This window comes from Stenotrophomonas sp. 80084_Sma, assembly GCF_056481995.1.
This window is the reverse complement of the sequence record NZ_CM151177.1, coordinates 2340214-2361931: the sequence shown is the minus strand read 5'-3', so window position 1 is coordinate 2361931 and position 21718 is coordinate 2340214. Positions and strand designations below refer to the sequence as shown.

At 66.6% G+C, this 21718-nt stretch carries 22 protein-coding genes; 11 read left to right on the top strand and 11 right to left on the bottom strand.

What is annotated here, in order from left to right:
- Positions 1–2 precede the first annotated feature (2 nt).
- From ACZK3W_RS11035 to ACZK3W_RS11025, 3 genes are read right to left on the bottom strand one after another with little or no spacing between them, the layout of a single operon-like run.
- Positions 3–695 (bottom strand): Rossmann-fold NAD(P)-binding domain-containing protein, encoded by a 693-nt coding sequence (locus ACZK3W_RS11035; RefSeq protein ID WP_478450833.1) that lies wholly within the window; start codon positions 693–695, stop codon positions 3–5.
- A gap of 13 nt (positions 696–708) precedes the next feature.
- Entirely contained in the window at positions 709–1383 is a 675-nt protein-coding gene (locus ACZK3W_RS11030; protein ID WP_478450815.1) for a ChrR family anti-sigma-E factor, read from the bottom strand.
- A complete protein-coding gene (locus tag ACZK3W_RS11025; protein WP_125894037.1) occupies positions 1380–2003 on the bottom strand; it encodes a sigma-70 family RNA polymerase sigma factor in 624 nt (207 codons plus the stop codon). Before ACZK3W_RS11025 ends, ACZK3W_RS11030 begins: the two co-directional genes overlap by 4 nt.
- Positions 2004–2138: 135 nt before the next feature.
- Here ACZK3W_RS11025 and ACZK3W_RS11020 point away from each other — a divergent pair, with 135 nt between their 5' ends.
- The 11 genes from ACZK3W_RS11020 (at position 2139) to ACZK3W_RS10970 (ending at position 13397) form a co-directional block, all read left to right on the top strand.
- Positions 2139–2906 (top strand): hypothetical protein, encoded by a 768-nt coding sequence (locus tag ACZK3W_RS11020; protein WP_277778751.1) that lies wholly within the window; start codon positions 2139–2141, stop codon positions 2904–2906.
- Between the two features lie 82 nt (positions 2907–2988).
- Positions 2989–3939: an acyl-CoA desaturase gene (locus ACZK3W_RS11015; RefSeq protein WP_032127330.1), complete on the top strand. Its 951-nt coding sequence runs from the start codon at positions 2989–2991 to the stop codon at positions 3937–3939.
- Between the two features lies 1 nt (position 3940).
- Entirely contained in the window at positions 3941–5218 is a 1278-nt protein-coding gene (locus tag ACZK3W_RS11010) for an NAD(P)/FAD-dependent oxidoreductase (protein ID WP_478450814.1), read from the top strand.
- Positions 5215–5982, top strand: a complete 768-nt coding sequence (locus ACZK3W_RS11005) for a DUF1365 domain-containing protein (RefSeq protein ID WP_478450813.1) — start codon at positions 5215–5217, stop codon at positions 5980–5982. Before ACZK3W_RS11010 ends, ACZK3W_RS11005 begins: the two co-directional genes overlap by 4 nt.
- On the top strand, positions 5979–7238 hold the full coding sequence (locus ACZK3W_RS11000) for a class I SAM-dependent methyltransferase (protein ID WP_478450812.1): 1260 nt from the start codon (positions 5979–5981) through the stop codon (positions 7236–7238). The genes ACZK3W_RS11005 and ACZK3W_RS11000 overlap by 4 nt, the downstream gene beginning before the upstream one ends.
- Before the next feature lies 1 nt (position 7239).
- Positions 7240–7785 carry a DUF2878 domain-containing protein gene (locus ACZK3W_RS10995; RefSeq protein ID WP_125894025.1) on the top strand — a complete coding sequence of 182 codons (546 nt, stop codon included), beginning with the start codon at positions 7240–7242 and terminating at the stop codon, positions 7783–7785.
- Positions 7782–8567 carry a DUF1295 domain-containing protein gene (locus ACZK3W_RS10990; RefSeq protein ID WP_478450811.1) on the top strand — a complete coding sequence of 262 codons (786 nt, stop codon included), beginning with the start codon at positions 7782–7784 and terminating at the stop codon, positions 8565–8567. Before ACZK3W_RS10995 ends, ACZK3W_RS10990 begins: the two co-directional genes overlap by 4 nt.
- Entirely contained in the window at positions 8564–9637 is a 1074-nt protein-coding gene (locus ACZK3W_RS10985) for an SAM-dependent methyltransferase (RefSeq protein ID WP_478450810.1), read from the top strand. The genes ACZK3W_RS10990 and ACZK3W_RS10985 overlap by 4 nt, the downstream gene beginning before the upstream one ends.
- Positions 9638–9645: 8 nt before the next feature.
- Positions 9646–10179 (top strand): lipocalin family protein, encoded by a 534-nt coding sequence (locus tag ACZK3W_RS10980; RefSeq protein WP_125894019.1) that lies wholly within the window; start codon positions 9646–9648, stop codon positions 10177–10179.
- A gap of 150 nt (positions 10180–10329) precedes the next feature.
- On the top strand, positions 10330–11076 hold the full coding sequence (locus ACZK3W_RS10975) for a LuxR C-terminal-related transcriptional regulator (RefSeq protein ID WP_253143115.1): 747 nt from the start codon (positions 10330–10332) through the stop codon (positions 11074–11076).
- Positions 11073–13397 carry an ATP-binding protein gene (locus ACZK3W_RS10970; protein WP_253143114.1) on the top strand — a complete coding sequence of 775 codons (2325 nt, stop codon included), beginning with the start codon at positions 11073–11075 and terminating at the stop codon, positions 13395–13397. The genes ACZK3W_RS10975 and ACZK3W_RS10970 overlap by 4 nt, the downstream gene beginning before the upstream one ends.
- Here ACZK3W_RS10970 and ACZK3W_RS10965 read toward each other — a convergent pair whose 3' ends face one another.
- From ACZK3W_RS10965 to ACZK3W_RS10930, 8 genes are all read right to left on the bottom strand, one after another.
- Positions 13398–14153 carry a SapC family protein gene (locus ACZK3W_RS10965; protein ID WP_032127340.1) on the bottom strand — a complete coding sequence of 252 codons (756 nt, stop codon included), beginning with the start codon at positions 14151–14153 and terminating at the stop codon, positions 13398–13400.
- Positions 14154–14263: 110 nt separating this feature from the next.
- Positions 14264–14536, bottom strand: a complete 273-nt coding sequence (locus ACZK3W_RS10960; RefSeq protein ID WP_005409616.1) for a hypothetical protein — start codon at positions 14534–14536, stop codon at positions 14264–14266.
- A gap of 253 nt (positions 14537–14789) precedes the next feature.
- Positions 14790–16826, bottom strand: a complete 2037-nt coding sequence (fusA, locus tag ACZK3W_RS10955) for an elongation factor G (RefSeq protein ID WP_478450809.1) — start codon at positions 16824–16826, stop codon at positions 14790–14792.
- 440 nt (positions 16827–17266) lie between these two features.
- Positions 17267–18025 carry a hypothetical protein gene (locus ACZK3W_RS10950; protein WP_478450808.1) on the bottom strand — a complete coding sequence of 253 codons (759 nt, stop codon included), beginning with the start codon at positions 18023–18025 and terminating at the stop codon, positions 17267–17269.
- Positions 18026–18125: 100 nt separating this feature from the next.
- Complete coding sequence (locus ACZK3W_RS10945) at positions 18126–18749, bottom strand: hypothetical protein (RefSeq protein WP_180837727.1); 624 nt, start codon at positions 18747–18749, stop codon at positions 18126–18128.
- Positions 18750–18856: 107 nt separating this feature from the next.
- A complete protein-coding gene (locus ACZK3W_RS10940; protein WP_180837728.1) occupies positions 18857–19618 on the bottom strand; it encodes a heme ABC transporter ATP-binding protein in 762 nt (253 codons plus the stop codon).
- The gene (locus ACZK3W_RS10935) at positions 19615–20658 is read right to left on the bottom strand and encodes a FecCD family ABC transporter permease (RefSeq protein WP_012511012.1); all 1044 of its coding nucleotides are present in this window, start codon (positions 20656–20658) and stop codon (positions 19615–19617) included. The genes ACZK3W_RS10940 and ACZK3W_RS10935 overlap by 4 nt, the downstream gene beginning before the upstream one ends.
- Positions 20655–21701 (bottom strand): heme/hemin ABC transporter substrate-binding protein, encoded by a 1047-nt coding sequence (locus tag ACZK3W_RS10930; protein ID WP_180837729.1) that lies wholly within the window; start codon positions 21699–21701, stop codon positions 20655–20657. Before ACZK3W_RS10930 ends, ACZK3W_RS10935 begins: the two co-directional genes overlap by 4 nt.
- Between the last annotated feature and the right edge of the window lie 17 nt (positions 21702–21718).

Genomic DNA, 21718 nt, shown 5'->3' with positions numbered 1-21718 from the left:
GGTCAGGACGCCGGATCGCGCATGCGAGCGGCGATCCGGTTGATGTCCGCGCACTCCACCGTGGCCGGCGGATGCTCCCTGGCGGCCAGCGCAATCATCGCCTGGCCCAGGGCGAGATTGCTGGTCATCAACGAAGGCGCAATCGCACCGGCCAGCTTCATCAACGGCGCGCCGCCCCAGTACAAGGGCTTCAACAGGGCATGACGGGTGCCGGTTCCCGCGACCGGCCTGACGCCACCCGGGCGCAGCATCACCGAGCGCACCGGCAGGGCCTGCAAAGCAACTTCGGTCTCGCCCTTGACCCTCAGCGGCATCAGCCGGCTCTGAGGGTCTGCACCCGCACCGGATACATACAGAAAGCATCCCTCGGGATTCGCGGCCGCCCAGGCACGGGCCACCGCCAGCGTGGTGTCCACGGTAACGCGTCGGTACTCGGCCTCGGCGGTGCCGACCGGTGGCGCACCGGCGCAGTAGAGGCATGCATCGAACCCGGCAAGCTCCTCCACCCGCTCCTGGATACGCAGAAAGTCCGGGACAATCAGTTCGCTGCCGGTACCGCTCAGACTGCCCGAGTGGCGGACCAGCGCGGTCAGGCGGGAGACCTGCGGTGAGCGCTGGCAGGCCAGCACCACACCCTGCCCGACCAGGCCTGCGGCACCGGTCAACAGAATCCGCAATGCACCCGTCCCGACCATCATCGCACCCGCCTCAGAGTTTCACGAAACGCTGGATCTTCCGCGCCAGCCAACCGCTGAACACCAACGGCGCATCCAACGCAGACACGCAGATGCACGGCACACCCGGCGCGGTCACCGGCTGGTGCTCCACCTCCTCGTCCAGATCCGCCACGTCACCCGGCGCGAACAGCCCCAGCGCGTCGTTGTAGGAACCGCGCAGGATCTGGGTCAGCTCGCTGCGGCCATGGCTGTGCATGGGCAGGCACTTGCCGGGGGCGATCTTCAGCATGATCAGCAAGGGCATCTGCTCGGCCCGGATGCAGTGCACCCCCGGCGCCATCCAACGCCAGCGCAGGTCACCCAGCGAGGTGCCAAAGTAGGGATGCAGTGACACCGGCAGATGATCGGGATCGGCCTCGGGCCGCTCCTTCGACATAGGGCGCAGGGATTCCGCCATGGCCATCGGCGTTTCCGCGACCAGCTGCATCAGCATGGCCTCGCGCAACTGTTCGCGCCGCGTGTCGGTTGCAGGCGGCTGGGTCTGCTCCAGCAGCACCGAACCGATCGCCTCAGCATCGCGCAGGCGCTGACGGCAATGCGGGCACTGCTCCAGATGGGCACCGGCCACGATGCTCAACGGCGACGACAGCGCACCCGCGGCATAGCTCATCAGCGTGGATTCGTGCAGGTGGTGGTGCGGATTCACAGCACACCTCCCACTTTCGCCTGCAGTTGCAGGAAGGCACGGCGCAGGTGCGATTTGACCGTCCCCAGCGGCATGCCCAGCGCTTCGGCGATCTCGCTGTGACTCTTGGCCTCGAAATAGGACATCCGCACCAGCCGCGCCTGCACCGCAGGCAGCTCGTTGATGCGCTGGCGCAGACGCGCCTGGTCGGCGAACTGTTCGGCGCTGCTGCGCTCGATCACATCCAGCGTCGCCGCGTCCTCCACCGCTGCCTGCACCTGCATCCAGCTGCGCTCGCGGCGCACTCGATCGATATGCAGGTTGCGGGCGATGCGATACAGCCACGTACTCAGCGCCCCCTGTGCCGGATCGAAATCGGCGGCCCGCAGCCATAGGCGCAACAGGCATTCCTGCGCCAGCTCCTCGGCTACGGCATCGGGTGCGCCCAGGCCGCGCAGGTACACGCACAGCCGCGGCATGAAGTAGTCGTAGATCCGCATGAAACACTCGCGGTCGCGCAGCCGCGCCACGCCGTCCATGTCACCGGCCCAGTTCGTCGGCTCGCTGCTCGGCTGCTGGTAACTGGACACGGTACGTGCGGTATCGAAGTTGAGGAGTGTGCTGGCGGCGTCAGGGTACATCTGCGTTCGCGGCGGGCGGGTGAAGGTCTGTCCTCTGTACGTGCAGGGGCAGCCATTGGATGCAGTCGGCACTGCGCATCCAACCGGGCGCCCCCGCCGTATGACCTGAGAGACCTACCCTTCCGGATGAACACCATGCGCACTGCCTGGCTGCTGCTGTGCCTGCCCCATGCCGCGCTGGCGGCACCCTGGCTGCGAAGTGAGGGTGTGGCCACCTCCGCGCAGGGCGACATCCTCTACCGTGAAGTGCACTGGCGGCGCGAGGCAACGGAGGGTGCCGAACGCTGGGTGCTGTACCAGTGCCCGGATGGCCAGCCCTTCGCCCGCAAGCATCTGCCCGCCAGCGCCCGCCCGCAGGCACGGAGCTATTCGCTGCAGGACCGCCGCAGCGGCCAGACCGCCGAAGTCGACGCCACTGGCGACTCGGTGTCGATCGCCTGGAAGGAAGATGCCGCCAGCCAGCCGCATCAGCGCCGACTTGAACTGCCGCCGGACGCGGTGATCGATGCAGGGTTCGACGCCGCGGTGCGCCTGCACTGGCCGGCGCTGCTGCGCGGCGAACGCATCAGTCTGCCCTTTCTGGTGCCGGGGCGGCAGCGCTACTTCCCGGTGCAGGTGCGGCGCATCGGTCCGGTACGTTGGCAGGGTATTGATGGCCAGTCGATCGACGTCAGTCTGGACACCTGGTACGGCGGCATCGCCCCGCGTCTGTCACTGGTCTATGCCAGCACCGACCGCCGCCTGCTGGAATTCCGCGGCACCAGCAACCTGCGCGATGCCCGCGGCAGCTACCCGCAGGTGACGGTGCGCTTCAGCTCGCCAGCTGCCGAGCAGACTGCCGCGGAATGGCAGCAGGCCTGGACGCGTCCTCTGGTCGACCGCTGCGCCGTGACGCCCAGGTGAAGTCGAGATTCTTCGCGTCGCAGCGCATCCATTGCACGCGCTGCTGCGTACAGGTAGACACGACACCCGCCGAGATCCCCCAATGGCCTCTGTAGCGCCCCTCCCCCGTCGACGCTCGCGCCTGCTGCGTACGCTGCAGCGCTGGATCGACACCGGCAACGTCGCAGAGACCACCGGCGAACAGCCCGGCCGCATCGACTGGTTGCGCGCCGTGCCATTTGCACTGATGCACCTGGCCTGCATCGCTGTGCTCTGGGTCGGAATCTCATGGACAGCGGTGATCGTCGCCGCAGTGCTCTATGCGGTGCGCATGTTTGCCATCACGGCGTTCTATCACCGCTATTTCTCGCACCGGACCTTCCAGGCATCGCGGCCGGTGCAGTTCGTGTTCGCTGTCATCGGCGCCTCCAGCGTGCAGCGTGGGCCGCTTTGGTGGGCCGCCCATCATCGCCATCACCATCGGCATGCCGACCAGCCGCTGGATCCGCACTCGCCACGCGAGGGCGGCTTCTGGCGCAGCCACATGGGTTGGTTCCTGACCCGCGAGGCGTTCGCCACCGATCTGTCACGGGTACCGGACCTGGCGCGCTTCCCCGAACTGCGCTGGCTGGACCGTTTCGATACGGCCGTACCGGTACTGCTGGCCGCAGCGCTGTATGCATTGGGCGCCGGGTTGGAACGCTGGGCACCGGGCCTGCACACCTCCGGCCCACAGCTGCTGGTGTGGGGCTTCTTCATCTCCACCATCGTGCTGTTCCATGCCACGGTCACCATCAATTCGCTGGCGCATCGATTCGGCCGCCGCCGCTTCGACACACGCGATGACAGCCGCAACAACCTCTGGCTGGCGCTGCTCACCTTCGGCGAAGGCTGGCACAACAACCATCACTTCTTCCCCGGCACTGTCCGCCAGGGCTTCCGCTGGTGGGAAGTGGATTTGACCTGGTACGGACTGCGCGCGATGGCGGCCCTGGGCCTGGTCAAAGGTCTCAAGCCCATCCCCGAGTGGGTCCTGGCCAAGGCGAGGTACTGACATGCGCATCGCCGTCATCGGCTCTGGTATCTCGGGGCTGTCCAGTGCCTGGTGGCTCGATGGCCAGCACGACGTCACGCTGTTCGAGGCCAACGACTACCTCGGTGGCCATACCCACACGCACGACGTGCATGTGGATGGCGTGCGCATGGCGGTGGATACCGGGTTCATCGTGTTCAATCCCCAGCACTATCCGCTGCTGACCGCGCTCTTCGACGAGCTGGGTGTGGCTTCGCAGCCGACCACGATGAGCTTCTCGATGCACAGCGAGCGCAGCGGCGTGGAGTACAACGCCACCTCGCTGGATGGCCTGTTCTGCCAGCGCCGCAATCTGGTGTCACCTCGATTCTGGGGCATGCTGGCCGACCTGCGCCGGTTCTATCGGGATGCACCGTTGCTGCTGGCCGAGGAAGACGGCCCCACGCTCGGCGAGTACCTGCGCAGCCAGCGCTATGGCGAGGCCTTCATCGACGAGCACCTGCTGCCGATGGCCTCGGCACTGTGGTCCTCACCGACCGCCACCGTGCAGGACTTCCCGGCGCGCTACCTGGCCCAGTTCATGGCCAATCACCAGATGCTGCAGATGACCGGGCGCCCGAGCTGGCGGGTGGTCAGCGGGGGATCGGCGCGCTACGTGGATGCGCTGCGTCGCCGCTGGCGGGTGCATGAGCGGCTGCAATGCCCGGTCAGGATGGTCGAACGCACGCCCTGGGGTGCACGCGTGCACAGCGCGGCCGGCGCGGAGGCCTTCGACGAAGTGATCCTGGCCTGCCACAGCGACCAGGCGCTGGCGTTGCTGTGCGACGCCGATGCCATCGAGCGTGAGGTCCTCGGCGCCATCCGCTATCAATCCAACGAGGCCGTACTGCATACCGATGCCTCGTTGCTGCCGCGCAACCGCAAGGCGTGGGCGGCATGGAACGCGCACGTGCCAGAGGATCGCGCCGCGCCCTGCACGGTCAGCTATTGCATGAACCTGCTGCAGGGCCTGCCCGGCGATACGCCCCTGGTGGTTACCCTCAACCGCAGCGAGGCAATCGACCCGGCCAAAGTACTGCGTACGCTGCGCTATGCCCACCCGGTGCACGACCACGCCGCGGTGCGGGCACAGCAGCGCTGGGCGGAACTGCAGGGCCGTCGCCATACGTGGTTCGCAGGCGCCTATTGGGGCTGGGGCTTCCATGAGGATGGCATCCGCAGCGCCCGCCGCGTGGTCGATGCCCTGCAGGCCTGCGCTCCACATCGGCTGGCATCCGGCGCGGATGAGGTGGCGGCATGAGTGCCAGCGCGCTCTACATCGGGCAGGTGATGCATCGCCGGCATCATCCGCACCCGCATGCCTTCCGTTACCCCATCGCCCAGCTGCTGCTCGATCTGGACGAACTCGATACGGTGTTCGCCGGGCGCTGGTTGTGGTCGGTCAATCGCCGCAACCTGGCCGAGTTCCGCCGCAGCGACTACTTCGGCGATCCCGCACGGCCCCTGGCCGATGCCATCCGCGATCACGCTGCCCACACTCTTGGCTACCGGCCGACCGGCCCTGTGCGCCTGCTCACCCATCTTCGCTTTGCCGGGCACGTGTTCAACCCGGTCAGTTTCTACTACTGCTACCAGGCCGACGGCAGCACGCTGGACTGCATTGTCGCCGAGATCACCAACACGCCCTGGAAGGAACGGCACGCCTATGTGCTGCCGGTCGCTACCGCCACGCACGAAGGCAGCTCACTGCGTTGGCAGTTCGACAAGTGCTTCCATGTCTCGCCGTTCATGCCGATGGACTGCGGCTACGACTGGCGATTCAACCGCCCCGACCAGGACCTGCGCGTGCACATGCAGGTCTGGCGGGACGGCGTGCGCCAGTTTGATGCCACCCAGGCCATGCAGCGGCGTGCCTTGGATGGCCGCGGGCTGGCCCGGGTTCTGGCCTGCTATCCCCTGATGACCACCCAGGTCGTGGCCGCCATTCACTGGCACGCACTGCGGCTGTGGTTGAAACGCAACCCGGTGCACGACCACCCCACTCTTACCGAGAAACCGCGATGAACTCGATGACTCCCCGGGTTGCCCTGCCGCGCCCCGGCGCCTTGGATGCGTTCCTGCGCCGCCGCCTGCTGGCCCAGCTGGCCCCCATGCGCGACGGTCGGCTGTGCGTGCGCGATGCACTCGGCGAGGTCTGGCTGGGCGACGCCCGTGGTGAACTGCATGTCACCGTCACCATCGATGACCCGGCGTTCTATCGCAAGGTTGCTGCGCAAGGCAGCGTGGGCGCAGGTGAGAGCTACATCAAGGGCGAGTGGCACTGCGATGATCTGGTGGCACTGATCCGGCTGCTGGTGCGCAATCGCGATCTGCTCGACGGCATGGAGCGTGGCCCGGCCCGCTTGGGTGGGGGGATGCTGCGGGTCTGGAACCGCCTGCGCCGCAACAGCCGTGAAGGCAGCCGCCGCAATATCGCCGCGCACTATGACCTGGGCAACGACTTCTTTGCCCTGTTCCTGTCGCCGGACCTGATGTACTCGTCGGCGATGTTCGACAGCGAATCCGAGTCATTGGAATCTGCTTCGCGGCGCAAGCTGGACCGCATCTGCCAGCAGCTGCAACTCAAGCCAGGCGACCGCGTGGTGGAGATCGGCACGGGCTGGGGCGGTTTCGCGGTACACGCCGCCCAGTACTATGGCTGCCATGTGACCACCACCACCATCTCCGCGGAACAGCATGCGCTGGCCGCCCAGCGCGTAGAGGCGGCGGGCCTGCAGGACCAGGTCACGCTGCTGATGCAGGACTACCGCGACCTGCAGGGCCAGTTCGACAAGCTGGTCTCGATCGAGATGATCGAAGCGATCGGCGCCGAGTACCTGGACACCTACATGGCTACGCTGCAACGCCTGCTCAAGCCGGATGGCGTTGCCCTGCTGCAGGCCATCACCATCGAGGACCATCGCTACGAACAGGCCCGGCGCAGCGTCGACTACATCAAGCGCTATGTATTTCCGGGCAGCTTCATCCCATCGATCAACGCGATCATGGCCGCCAAGACCCGATCCAGCGACCTGCAGCTGATCGCCCAGCAGGACTTCGGCCACTCCTACGCACTGACCTTGCGCGCCTGGCGCCAGCGCTTCCTGGCCCAGCTGCCCGCGGTGCAGGCGCAGGGCTTTGATGCGCACTTCTGCCGGTTGTGGGAGTTCTATCTGGCCTATTGCGAGGGCGGCTTCCTGGAACGTTCGATCGGCGTCTCGCATCTGCTGCTGGCCCGTCCGGACCACCGGCCCGTCCTCGCTGCGGGCGACAGCCGCTGACATGCGCCGGTTCTGGACCAATCTGCTTGGCAACCAGCTGGTCTGGCTGTGTGCCGTGGCCGGCGCAGGGCGAGGCTGGCAGTGGCCGGCGCTGCTGGCCGCAACGATCTATATCGGCAGCCAGCTGCTGACTTCACCGCACCCTCGGCTGGACCTTCGGCTGATGCTGCTGGCGCTGGCCTGCGCGTGGCTGGTCGACGCCAGTGCCGCCGCCAGCGGCGCCGTGCGCTACGCTGCTGCCCCGCTGGGCTGGACCCCGCCCCTTTGGATCATGGCGTTGTGGGCCGCGTTTGCGATGACGCTGACCACTTCGATGCGCTTCCTGCTGCGCCACCCTGCCCTGCCAGCCCTGTTTGGCCTGTTGCTGGCCCCGCTGGCGTATCTCTCCGCAGCGCGCGGTTTCGAGGCGGTCCGTTTCACTGCGCCGCTGTGGCAGGGCCTGCTGGTGCTGGGTGTGGGCTGGAGCATCGCGCTTTCGCTGCTGTGCATGGCCGCTCGTCGCGGCTCCCGCACCCTCCCGCCGCCCTTGGCAGGAGCACCGTCATGATCAATCTATTGTGGGTGCTGCTGTATGCCGTACTTGTGATGAGCTGGGGTTGGGCCTGGCAGCGCCGCCATCACAACATCGGCGTGGTCGATGTGCTCTGGGCCAAGGGCGTGGGCGCGTCAGCCCTGTTGCTGGCGTGGCTCGGCGATGGTGCGGCGGCGCCACGGATGGCGCTCGGCGTGCTCGGTGGCCTGTGGGGCAGTCGACTCGCCTTGCACCTGTGGCACCGGGTCCGCCACGAACAGGAAGACGGCCGCTACCGTTATCTGCGCGAGCACTGGCAAGGGCATCAAGGCAAGATCTTCGGCTTCTTCATGGCCCAGGCGCTGCTGGTCGTGCTGTTCGCCCTGCCCTTCCTCGCGGTGGCTGACAATCCGCAGACAACCACGACGTTGTGGATCGTGGCCGCCGCACTTGTCTGGCTGCTGAGCGTCGGCGGCGAGAGCCTGGCCGACCGCCAGTTGGCCCGCTTCCGCGCCGACCCGGCGAACAAGGGCCGCACCTGCCGCGAGGGGCTGTGGCGCTACTCCCGCCACCCCAACTACTTCTTCGAGTGGCTGCACTGGTTCGGCTATGTCCTGCTCGCGGTCGGCTCGCCACTGTGGTGGCTGGCGTGGGCCGGCCCGCTGCTGATGTACGTATTCCTGCGCTATCTCAGCGGCATTCCCTTCACTGAAAAGCAAGCGCTGCGCAGCCGCGGCGACGACTACCGCGCCTACCAGCGCACTACCTCGATGTTCTTTCCCTGGTTCCCCCGTTCTTCCAAGGAGCATTCCGCATGAGCGCGATCCCGTCACTGAATCCGGCCGAAGATGCGGAAACCGGGCTGATCGCCTGGGCCGAACGTGGGCTGGTGCCCGATGCGGCGCTGCGTGCGGGCATCCGCCGCTTGTGCGCGCAACGCCTGCATGAGGAAAGCGAAGGCGGCATCGAAGGCCAATCGGCACGCTTCAGCCAGCGCATCACCGAGCTGGCCGACAGCCCACTCGCGCTGCATACCGAAGCGGCCAACCGCCAGCACTACGAAGTTCCCGCGGCATTCTTCCAGGCCTGCCTGGGCAAGCGGCTGAAGTACAGCAGCTGCTACTACGCCACCGGGCGCGAAACGCTGGACCAGGCCGAGGACGCCATGCTGGAACTGTACGGCCAGCGCGCCGGACTGGCCGATGACCAGCAGATACTTGAGCTGGGCTGCGGCTGGGGCTCATTGACCCTGTGGATGGCCGAACGTTACCCGCAGGCGCATATCACCGCCGTCTCCAACTCGCACAGCCAACGCCAGTACATCATGGCGCAGTGCCAGGCGCGCGGCCTGGGCAACGTCGAGGTGATGACCCGCGACGTCAACCAGCTTGACCTGCCGACGGCCCGGTTCGACCGCTGTGTCTCGGTGGAGATGTTCGAGCACGTACGCAACTACCAGCGCCTGCTGGCAGGCATCGCACGGTGGCTGAAACCGGACGGTGCACTGTTCGTGCACATCTTCGCCCATCGCACACTGATGTATCCGTTCGAGACAGACGGCGGCGACAACTGGATGGGTCGCCACTTCTTTACCGGCGGACTGATGCCGGCGGCCGACACACTGCTGCATTTCCAGCGCGACCTGCGCCTGGAGCAACGGTGGTTGCTGGACGGCACCCATTACCAGCGCACGGCCGACCACTGGCTGGCCAACCAGGATGCAGCCCGCGAGCGGGTGATGCCGGTATTGATCGCCACCTATGGCCAGGCTGCAGCGAAGGTCTGGTGGCAGCGCTGGCGCATGTTCTGGATGGCATGCGCCGAGCTGTTCGGCTACGACGACGGCCAGCAGTGGCTGGTGGCCCACTATCTGTTCCGACCCCGCTGAGGTGCCCGATGCGCATGTTTCCGCTGCTCCCCCTGATCGCGGTCGGCCTGTTCGGTTCCGGCTGCAGCTCCAGCGACACCCGCCCGTTGCCGCGTCCGCCGTCGGTGGATGTACCGCGCTTCATGGGCGACTGGTACGTAATCGCGCATATCCCGTCGCGCCCTGAGCGCGAGGCCTTCGACGCCGTGGAGAGCTATGCCCTGCGCCCCGATGGACGCATCCAGACCACCTTCACTTACCGCAAAGGCAGCTTCGACGCGCCACAGAAGTCGATGCACCCCGTCGGCCGTGTCGAGAAGGAAGGCAACGGCGCGATCTGGGGCATGCAGTTCATCTGGCCGATCCAGGCTGAGTACGTGATCGCCTGGCTCGATGAAAGCTACCATCAGACCATCGTGGCACGAAGCAAGCGCGATTACGTCTGGTACATGGCCCGCACCCCGCAGGTATCGGACAGTGACTACCAGCAGGCGGTCGAGCGGATTGCGGCCATGGGTTACGACACCCACAAGCTGAGGCGGGTGCCGCAGTCGGTGCGATGACGCGGAGCCTTCTCCCCGGGCGGATCTTCCTGAAGCATCAGTGGTTGATCAATCTCAATGTCTACATGGAACCCGGCTGCCGGCTTCGCGACCCCGAAGCGCGTAACTGGGGCCTGACGATCCACCTCATCAATCGGCGGCATTGAATTGATGGGCTTTACGCATCGATTCTTAGGAATAATCGCAAAATTCCAACAAGTTCGATGCTCGACGCGACAGCGGCGCCAGAATGTTCGCCACGCCCTGCGGGCGCCGATCACCTCCCTGCGCATGAATGGATATCCTGCACCGCGCCGACTGCGGCTGGCACTCCTCGACGATCACGAAATCGTCCGCCGCGGCACCGCCCTGCACCTGTCTCACGACGTTCGCTTCAGCATTGTCGCCAGCCACACCCGCAGCGACGAGCTCATCGGCAGCCTCCGCCAGCTGGCAGTCGATGTCGCCATCATCGATCTCACCCTGGCGCCTGGCGACCGCAGCAGTGATGAGCTGGTTCCCCTGCTGCGCAAGTGTTTTCCACATATCCCCCTGCTCGCCTTCGCCACGCTGACGCCAACCACCCGCATCGACCACCTGCTGGCGAGCGGCATCTCCGGCGTAGTCAGCAAGTCCGAGCCCCTGGAGATGCTGTCTGATGCCATCGTGCGCATCTCGCAGGGGCTGTGCCGCCTCCCTGCTGATTGCCTGTTCCCGGCGTGCCGCGAGGAACTAAGCCGCAATGAACGCGAAGTGCTGGACCTGCTCCTGGCCGGCCTGACTGTCTCGGAGATCGCGCTGCGCCGCCACCGCAGCGTCAAGACGGTCAGCACCCAGAAGGTCGCCGCCCTGCGCAAGCTCGGGTTGCGTAATGACGTGGAGATCTATGCACTGCGGCAGCAGCTGGAGCTCCAATGAGGCGGCGCGTTCGCCTCCGTCTGCGCACGTCGTGCACGTTGTTGCTGGCCCTGATCCTGCTGCCGGCTGCATCGGCCGAGGATGCACAGTTGCGGAGATGGTCCGCCGGCCGCGAAGTGCGGGTTGCCACCGCGCCATCATTGCGACCGCTCCCCCCAACGCTGGCGGATTCAAGCGCACTGCCCACCCTCGCCCATGGCTATGCCAAGCTTGTGGCTCGGCATTCCGGCCTGCGCTTCCGCGATCTCAACTACCCCAGCACGAGCGCAGCGGTCGCTGCCGTCTGCCGGGACGAGGCCGACCTGGTGCTGGTCATGGGCAGCCCCTCGCATCACCCGCTTCCCTGTCCCGACCTGATGGCCTCCGGCGCCTTCCATGGCGGCAAGACGGTATTGGCCGTGCGTAAAGATGGGCGCCCGCCCCGTGACATTACCGGCGTGAGGGCGCAGCTGCTGGCCGTGGTTGACGGCGGCCCCTATGCCGACTGGCTGACGATCCACCACCCCCGGATCCGCCTCCTGCATCTCCCCGACCGCCATGCGGCCCTGGCCGCTGTTGAAAGCGGCAACGCCGATGCTGCGATCGGCCTGGAAGCAACGCTGCACTCGATGATCCGGCAGCACTTCACGGGAAACCTGCAATTGCACCCGTTCGACAGCGGATTCTCTACCGATCTGCACCTGCTTGTCCGCCGGGAGGACCAGCAGCTGCTGGCGCGCATCGATCAGGCGCTGCGCGCCATCACCCTCGAAGAGCACGCAGGCCTGCTGGAGTTGTGGGCGCAGCAGATGCTGCCCACATCCATCGAGAGCGCACTGGATCGTGTGCGTTCCCCGCTCCTGCTCTGGTTGCTGTGTCTGGCCGCGGCACTCATCGGCCTGCCCGTGCTCTGGCAGGCGTTACGCTGGCGAATCGGCCGCGCGGAACAACGCCTCGGGCGCGCGGCGGGAATGATCAGCCATGAAGTGCGCAATTCCGCGCAGACAGTACTGGCTTCGATCGACCTGCTGAGCCAGTCACACCTGCCCAAGGGGCAGCGTGAACTGCTCGCGGCTGCCCTTGCCGCCGGCCACTCGCTGCGCAGGCTGCTCGATCGCTCGCTGGCGTTCTCGCGCCTTGCCAGCGGCAGCTTCAGGCCGCATCCCACGCCCTGCGACGTCGGCCAACTCTGTGCCCGTGCACTGGAAGCAATCCGGCCGGAGGCACTGCGGAGAGGGCTGTCACTCCAGTTGGATCGCGCGCCCGATCCAGCGCCGGTGGTTGTGCTCGATGCTGATGGACTGCGCCAGATTGTCGACAACCTGCTGGGCAATGCACTGAAATTCACCGATGTCGGCGGTATCGAGGTGCGCCTGCAACTACAACCCGCCCTGTCTCCCCGGGAGCTGTTGCTGGATGTGATCGACAGCGGCATCGGCATCGCACCCACTCAACTGGCGCTTCTGTTCCGACCATTCCAGCAGAACGAGGATGGCCAGAGACGTGGCGGCAGCGGACTGGGCCTGACGATTGCGCACGAACTGGCCGTTGCCATGGGCGGCAACCTGACCGCACACAGCGTGCATGGGCGCGGCAGCCGTTTCACCCTGCGATTGCCGGTCCGCGCCGTTCACGGCGATCAGCCGCCCATCGAGCCGCTGCAGCAGTCGCCACTGACCGGCATCGACCTGCTCCTTGTCGAAGATCATGCACTCAGCCGGCATGTCGTCGCAGAGCAACTGCGTCGGCTGGGCGCCGATGTACGCGCGGTTGCCGATGCCGACGCCGCATTGGCCGAGCAAGCGCTACGACCGCGCGGCACGGTCGTACTGGATATCGGGCTTCGCGGCTCGGATGGCTATGCACTGGCGCAGCAGCTGCGTGCGCAGGCACAGGCACCTCTGCGAGTGATTGCCCTGTCCGCCCGCACGGGGCGCCGGCACGCGGCACGCTGCCGAAGGGCCGGCTTCGACGCCATCCTGGTCAAGCCGCTGCAGGTTGCGAGCCTGCTGCAGGCGCTGGACCTGCCGCCCTCGGCGCACGGCACTGCGCCCGATGACACCCCTCGCGCCGCGCCGGATTACGCTGCGGACATTGCCCATGAGCTGGCCAGGATTGAACAGGCCGTGCAGGACGCCGATGCCTCGACACTGCTCCATCATGCACACCGGCTGCAGGGAACGCTGCAGATGTGCCGGGCAACGGATCAGGCCGGCACGGCGGCCGACCTGTGGGAACTGGGGCATGAAGCCGCGCCTGACTGGGTCGAGGCGCGGCGACTGCTGCGGGGATTGCAGCAGTGGCACGGCTCCCGCAGGGCGGAAGCCGCACCATCGACCTGATCAGGCCGCAAGGCGCTCGACCTGGCGACGGGTAAGGTCATTGAAGCGACCCAGCGACATCAGGTGCTGGTGGATCAGCGCCAGCCAGCCGCTGCGGTGCCACTCGACCACGGTCGCTTCCGGCAGCGCCACGAACTTCTCGACGTCCACCACCAGGAAGCCGTTGAGATTGAACTCGCGGCCATCCGGAGTGCGCACGGTGGCGTTGCGCTCGACCAGCAGGCCGTTGTCGATCAGGGCCTTGGAGAAGGCCTGGGTCTGTTCGTGTTCGCGGGTGTACTGGCCGCAGAACTCCAACGCCTGCTGCACCATGTCGGTGGCCTTGCCATCAACGAACAGCGGCTGGCCTTCGTCACCGCCCTTGACCACGCGCGCGCTCTCTTCGTCGATGCCCAGCAGGAAGTCGTTGTCTGCACCGGTGTCGATGAAGATGAAGGGGTGGCGACGCAGGTAGGCCGGGATATAGGCCTCGTCTTCCCACAGGCCGTCCTTGATGAACAGGTTCTGGTCGGACACGCCCACGGCAGCCATCGGCACGGCGGTCGGGCCGGCAAACAGGATCGGGAAGTGATGCAGGGCCAGCGAGAACTCGCCCAGCACCAGCGGAATGGCGTTGTTGCCGGCGGCAAACTCGAGCCTGCCCGGCAGGATGCGCAGATCGGCATGCACATCGGCCTGCAGCGGCACCGGACGGGTGTAGAACAGGGGGGCGCTGCTCGGCGCCGCTTCGGTGGTGGTGTCGCTGGTGGTCGTCATCTTGGGAACCGTTCGATCATGCGCGCCTGCCATCCCGGGCGCGCCAGCGGGAACAACCTGAATCCCGCATTATCAACAAGCTCGATGACAACGGCCACCCCACCGACGGCCTATTTCAACTGCAGGGGGTAGCGCTGCCAGAGGACGTGGACCAGAAACCCGGCCAGTTCAGTGTCGCGCGCGCTCACAGCAGCGCGGATCTTGTCCAGTAGCACCATGTCCGAGCAGGAGCGCACATCGGCGTGGTTGGCCTGCCCGGCCCGGCGCGCGCGGTAGCGCGCTGCCCGCTGCGCGTCACTCATTGCGTACCCGAACTTGGGCGGACGACCGCGCTTTCGCGGCAGGGTCAGCTCCAGGGTTCCGGGGTCTTTGTCATCACGCATGAGAGGGGTGCGGGCGGCGGCGAGCAACGGGGGGTGCGCAATTTATCGTGAGGCATCACTTTAATCCAGCTTTTTCTGCAGTTTTGTTGCAATGCAGTGCATTATCCCGGTGTCGATGCGAATTCATCCACGCATGGCGTGGATCTACTGCAGGGCCTGCAACCCGATCACCCGGTAGATCCACGCCATGCGTGGATGGGCGTTCCCGACGACAAAAAAAGGGAGCCCGCTCACGGGCTCCCCTCGCCTTTCCTTACGCAGCGCGTACCGGCTCGTAACCATGCAGGTGCGCCTCACTGCTGGCCCGCCCCTGGCTGAGAGACCGCAGCGACGTGGTGTAACCCACCAGCTGCGCCAGCGGTGCGAAACCACTGACCTCGGCGCGACCGTCCTGGTCCTCGATGCGGGCAATGCGACCATGGCGACGGTTGAGATCGCCCACCACATCACCCACCGACGCCGACGGCGAATGCACCGTCACCGCCATCACCGGCTCCAGCAGTTGCGTACCGCCCTCCACCAGCGCCGCCTTGATCGCCTCGGCACCGGCGCGATGGAACGCCATTTCCGAAGAGTCCTTGGCGTGGGTCTGGCCATCGACAAGACTGACCTCGATACCCACCACTGGATGGCCCTGCGGGCCTTCCGACAGCGCGGCACGCACGCCCTTCTCCACCGCCGCGATGAAGCTGCGCGGCACCACGCCACCGACGATGCGGTCGTTGAACACGACCTGGTCGTCCTCGCGCGGCGACACATCCAGCACCACGTGCGCGAACTGGCCTTGGCCACCGGTCTGCTTGACCAGCCGCCCCACCACGCCGGTCATCGCTCGCAGCGGTGTCTCCTGGTAGGCCACGCGCGGCGAACCTACGCCCACGTCGACCTTCCATTCACTGCGCAGGCGCTCGACCATCACCTCCAGGTGCAGCTCGCCCATGCCCCAGACCAGGGTCTCCGCCGTGTCGCGATCGGTTTCGACGCGGAACGACGGATCTTCCTGGGCCAGGCTGGCCAGGCCCTGCGCCATCCGGATCAGGTCGGCCGCCCGCGCCGGCTCCAGCCGCCACGCCAGCACCGGCGCCTGTGCCTGGATGTTCTCCAGGCGCAGCGGCTGCGCACGCCCGCTCAGCGTTTCACCGCTGACCGCATCCTTCCAGCCCAGCACCGCAACGATGTCACCGGCCACGGCCTGCTCGATGTCATGGGTCTGGTCGGCCTGCACCCGCACCAGGCGGCTGACACGCCGCCCCTGCGGATGCTGCGAACTGGCCACCGCATCGCCGACCTTCAAGGTGCCCGAGTACAGCCGCACGAAGCTCAGCGCGCCGTGCTGCTGGTGAGTGATCTTGAACAGCAGGCCCGCCAGCGGACCGTCTGGATCCGGCAGCAGCACCACCTCGCCGCTCTCGCTTTCAGCGGTGACGGCAGGCCGATCCAGCGGCGACGGCAGGTAATCGACCACCGCATCCAGCAGCGTCTCGATGCCCTTGTCCTTGAAGGCCGCACCGGCGAGCACCGGCACGCCTGCGCCCGCCAGCGTCGCCCGTCGGATCGCAGCGCGCAGCTGTTCGGCATCGATCACGCGACCTTCCAGCCAAACATCGGCCAGCAGTTCGTCGTGGTCGGCCACGGCCTCGACCAGTGCGTCGCGCTGCGGCTGCCACAGGGTGCGCGCCGCGTCGTCCCACGGGGTCACCGTGGTTACGGCACCATCCTGCCAGTGCAGCACGCGCTCATCGACCAGGTCGACCCAGCCGTTGAAGTCGCTTTCGCTGCCCAGTGGCACACCGAGCGCCCACGGCCGCGCCCTCAGCTTGTCCTGCAGCTGCTCCAGCACGCGCTCGAACGAGGCGCCGACGCGATCCATCTTGTTGACGAACGCGATCAGCGGCACGCGATGGCGACGCGCCTGGCGCCACACCGTCTCCGACTGCGGCTGCACGCCGTCCACCGCCGAGAACACGGCCACGGCGCCGTCGAGCACGCGCAGCGAACGCTCGACTTCAATGGCGAAGTCGATGTGGCCGGGAGTGTCGATCAGGGTCAGCCGATGCGGCGGCAGGTCGCGCGGCGCCCACTGCGCCTGTACGGCAGCAGCGCCGATGGTGATGCCACGTTCGCGTTCGATCGCCGAGAAATCGGTGGTCGCGTTGCCATCGTGCACTTCGCCGACGCGATGGATCTCACCGCTTTTCCACAGCAGGCGTTCGGTCAGCGTGGTCTTGCCGGCATCGATGTGGGCAATGATGCCAAGGTTGCGACGGCGGGAAAGGACTTGGGTGTTCATAAAGAGGTTCCTGCAAAGCCAACTTCAGGGGCCGCACACCCCGGTTGGCGACAGGGTGCGCGGCTAGCGTTCGGTCTCGGCGATCTGGTGCATGGCACGTTCTCCTTGGGTACTGGGTAGGGCCGACTGGGTAGAGTCGACTGTTGGTCGACTTGCGGGAAATCAGAAACGGAAAGAGCGCCCCGGAGGGCGCTCTGTCGAAGGTCCAGCGATGGCCGTCTCAACGGCCTCGTGGGGCTCCAGGCAGACACGCCCGTTCCGCGCTTGCGCGGGTCAGGGTGAAAAACTTCAGGAGCGGCATCCGGTTCATGGGGCGCATTCTAGACCGGTCAATCTGGCGCGCAAGTGAATATTACGCACATAAATAGAACGATGAGGCCGGCAATGACCGGGGCCAGATCCCTTTGCCCAATGCAAAGGGCTCTGACCCCTGCCCCGCCTTACTTGCAGTCGTGCAGCTTGCGCGCCTCAGCCACGGTCGCAGCCTGGTCGTCCCCCATCGAGATCCAGCCCTTCAACGACATTGCCGGATCCACATGCGGCAGCCTCGGCCCCTCATGGACAACCACCTCGGTCCAGCTGCCCACCGGCGCCAACTCGGACAGGCGTGCCGCCTGGTCGTCTTCGGTGCTGAGCATGTCGTCCGGACCGGCCGGCGGCGTGGTATTCACGGTTTCCGTCTTGCGGGTTCGTACCCGAAGCGCACCATCCGGGAGCCGCTGGGTGATGACGTCGTAGCGCTCGACGCCATACGCCCACCTGTTTTCGCCAACGCTGCGAGTCTCGCTACCGTCATCAGCCACGGCCACCACCTCGCCTGCCGGCCCGACGACGCCCGCGACAACCCCAAGGCCTGACATCAGTGCCTGATAGACGATCATCTGCCGCTGCTCGGAGGTCAACGCTCCGGCCTTGAGCTTGGCGGCAGGAATCTGCAGGTACGCCGCTTCACTGCACAGCACCAGCACCTGCTGGTCGTCCCAGCTCACCGACATTTCCTCGTTGGCGAAGTACTGCGTCTTCATCGATGTCACTGCAGCACCCTCGCTACTGGAATGCAGGGTCTCGATCAGCGAGGCGTTCTCGGCCGCGTGGGTCAGCGAAACTGGAGATGTCGACGCCGCATTGGCGGCAAATGCAGAGAAAAAGGCCGATGCGATCAGCAACGTCCGCGAAACACCTGAAGCGGAGGGCAACATTGAATCAGTCCATTGAATGTAACTGGCGCCGAATGATACAGCGTCCGGATGGCGCGACCCATCAGTCAGCACATGCAGATCCACTTTATTGGAAACCTCCTCAGCGGATGAACAGCGGCAGGGCCAGGATGCTGTCGCACGCCGGCGTGCAGCTGCGGAACTGCTCGGCGAGCACTTCGGCGCTCGGCGCGCCCGGCGCTGGTGTCGCCAGCCGGGTGTGGAAGGGATGGCGTTCCAGCAGCCAGGGCTGCGTCTGCTGCAACAGCCGTAACGACTCCGCTTCGCGATCGCGTACCGAGATCCAGGTCGGCCTTGAGTGCAGGCGGTCGAACAGTCCAGACACCACAACCTCACCGATGTAGGTCGTTTCGCCTGCACGCACGTCGAAAGTCAGCGCTTCGTCTTCGGGCACCGCCCCGACGTATCCATAACCATGTTCGGTCAGGTAGCCGACATAGTGGCGCCCGGCCTTGGCGCGGATGGCGGCCAGACCGGCCCTGCAGCCGAACTCGAATTCGCCGCGCAGGTCAGCCAACGGCGACGTCGACCGCGTGCCGCTGGCAAAGATCGTGATCAGCCTGATGTTGCTGGTGGCGCAGTTCACCGACATCACCACGTAGCCCTCGTCCGCGGCCAGTGGAACATCCGGTCGTGCCTTCAGCGTCGCGCACCCACCCAGCACCGTCGCGAGCGCTGCCGCGACCACCCACGAAATCCCTTTCATCGTGCTTGCCCCCTGGTTCCGGCGGAGCATACGGGATCCGCTGCCGCCGCGCCATTGAGGGGCCTGATGCCGCGGTCAGAAGCGCCCAGCGCGACGCCCTCACACAGTCACGTGACCACCACCAGCGGCACCCCACGCCTTGGGTGCTCCAACACCACCACATCCTGCTGGTAGACCCGCTGCAGATTATCTTCGGTCAGCACCTGCAACGGCGTGCCATCGGCCGCCACCCTGCCCTGCTCCAGCAGCACGATGCGGTCGGCATAGCCCGCGGCCAGATTGAGGTCGTGCAGCACCACGATCACGCACGCACCGGCTTCGGCACAGGCGCGCACACTGCGCAGCGTGCGTTCCTGGTGACGCAGATCCAGCGCTGCGGTCGGCTCATCCAGCAGCAGCAGCGGCGTGTCCTGCGTCAGCACGCGCGCGAACGTCGTCCGGGCGGACTCGCCACCGGACAGCTGCTGCACCTCGCGCAGGCGCAGCGCCTGCAGCTCGGCGGCATCGATTGCCGCTTCCACCTGGGCGTCGTCCACGGCTGGATCCGGCGGATGCGGCAGCCGCCCCATCGCCACCACTTCTTCCACACTGAACGCGAAGCGCACGCCGTGCTCCTGCGGCATCACCGCGCGCTCGCGCGCCAGTGGCCCGGCCTTGTAACCGGCCAACGGCTTGCCGAGTAGGCTTACTTCGCCAGCGTCGGCACGCAGGTCACCTGCCGCCACAGCCAGCAACGTGGACTTGCCCGCGCCATTCGGGCCAACCAGTGCGGTGACCGTACCCGGTTCAAACGCCAGCGAAATGCCGTGCAGGATCTCGCGCTGCTGGCGGCGCACCACCACTTCGTGCAGCTTCAACAACACGCTCATGGTGCGGCCTTGCGGCGCTGCTGCAGCACCAGCCACAGGAAGAACGGCGCGCCCAGCGCAGCCGAGAACAGGCCCAGCGGAATCTCCGCCGGCGGATCCAATGTGCGCGCGGCGGTGTCGGCCACCACGATCAGCAGTGCACCCAGCAGGCCGGACAACGGCAGCAACCAGCGATGACCAGGGCCGACCAGCAGGCGCGCCACGTGCGGCACCACCAGGCCGACGAAACTGATCGAACCAGCAAACGCCACCGCTGCGCCCACCAGCAGCGCACTGAACGCCACCAGGCGGCGACGCGTGCGGGTGACATCCAGCCCGAGGTGCTGTGCCTGGCGTTCGCCCAGCGCCAGCATGTCCAGCGGCGTAGCCAATCGCTGCAGCGCGAACACACCGATGGCGAACAACGGCACCACGGCCGCCACATCGGCCCAGTTGGCGCGCGCCAGCGAGCCCATCTGCCAGAACACCAGCGACTGCAGCTCGCTTTCGCTGGCGATATATGTGAGGAAACCGATCAACGCCGAGCAGAACGCGGCCATCGCGATACCGACCAGCAGCAGCGTGGCGTTGCCCGTACCCTTGCCGGGCCGGGCCAATGCGTAGGTCAGGCCGATCGCCAGTGCACCACCAGCGAATGCAGCCACCGGCACCAGCCAGCCGGCTGCGCCCGCAGCGCCGAGAACAATGGCAGCGACTGCACCCAGCGCAGCACCCTGGCTGACACCGACAATGCCAGGATCGGCCAGCGGATTGCCGAACAGGCCCTGCAGGCTGGCACCGGCCATCGCCAGCGACGCACCGACCATCGCGCCCAACAGGGCACGCGGAATACGCAGCTGCCAGACCACGGCGAGGTCGCGGCTGCTGACCGCCTGTGGATCGAGCAGACCCAGCTTCACCGCCAACGCCTGCATCACCTCCATCGGCGGCAGCCGCAACGGACCCACGGCGAACGAGGCCAGCACTGCCCCCAGCAGTGCCAGCAACGCCACCAGCAACATCGTCCGCCCGCGACGGCGGCGCCGATCCGCCGGACTCATGCCTTCGGCAACGCCGCCAGGGCCTTGGCCAGCGCCAGCGCACCGGCACCGGAGCCCACGCTGGTGTACTTCAGCTGCACATCCGGCATCACCCAGACCCGATTGGCCTGCCCGGCCGGGGTCTGCTTCAGCGTCGGGTACGCCTTCCACAGGCCTTCGGCACCGCCGAACAGCTGCAGGTCATGCTCGGTCACCAGGATCACTTCCGGTGCCGCCGCGACCACGCCCTCATTGCTCAGCTGCGAGTAGTTCTTCACTCCCGCTTCGGTACCGATGTTGATGCCGCCCGCCAGTGCGATCAGCTGCGCCGACGCACTGTCGGCACCTGCAACGGTTGGTGAGCCACCGGCGCCGGTGGCCGAGACGTGGATCACTCGTGGCGCATGGCCCAACCCCTTGCCAATCGCTGCAGCCTCGTCGAGCTGACGCTGCACCTGTGTGGCAAGCGTCTGCCCTGCCTCGGCCAGCCCTAGTGCGGCGGCGACCTTGCGCACCTTGTCCGGCGCCGGCTGCAGGTCATCGATGACCACCGCCGGTTCACCCACCTCACGCAGCTTCTTCGCCAGTTCGGTGTGGCGGCGCAGACTGTTGCCGAGGAACAGCGAGCCCTGCAGGCTCAGCACGCCCTCCACGCCCGTGGTGCGGTTGAACAGGAACTGGTGCGGGGCAGCCAGGCCAGCCTGGGTGGTGGTATTGGTCGGCGCGGCGAACACCTGCTTGTCCAGTCCCAGCGCCTCGATCACCGCGATCACGTCGTCACCACCGGCAATGATGCGGCTGGTATCGGCCACCTCGACGTCGGCGCCGTCATCGGAATGCACCTGGGCCGGCAGCACAGCCTTCTGATCGCGCACGGCCGGCATATCGGTGCCGGCCACGCGCTGCCAGCCAGCCGGCAACGCGGCTTCGCCAGCCGCGGTTGCGGCGGCGGGTTCAACCGGCTTGCCGGTGTCCGAGGGCGTCGATGAACCGCCACAGGCAGCCAGTGCCAGCGAGACAGCCAACGGAAGCGCACACAGGCGCAGACGGGACGCGATGTTCATGCTCGTTCTCCTTGCTG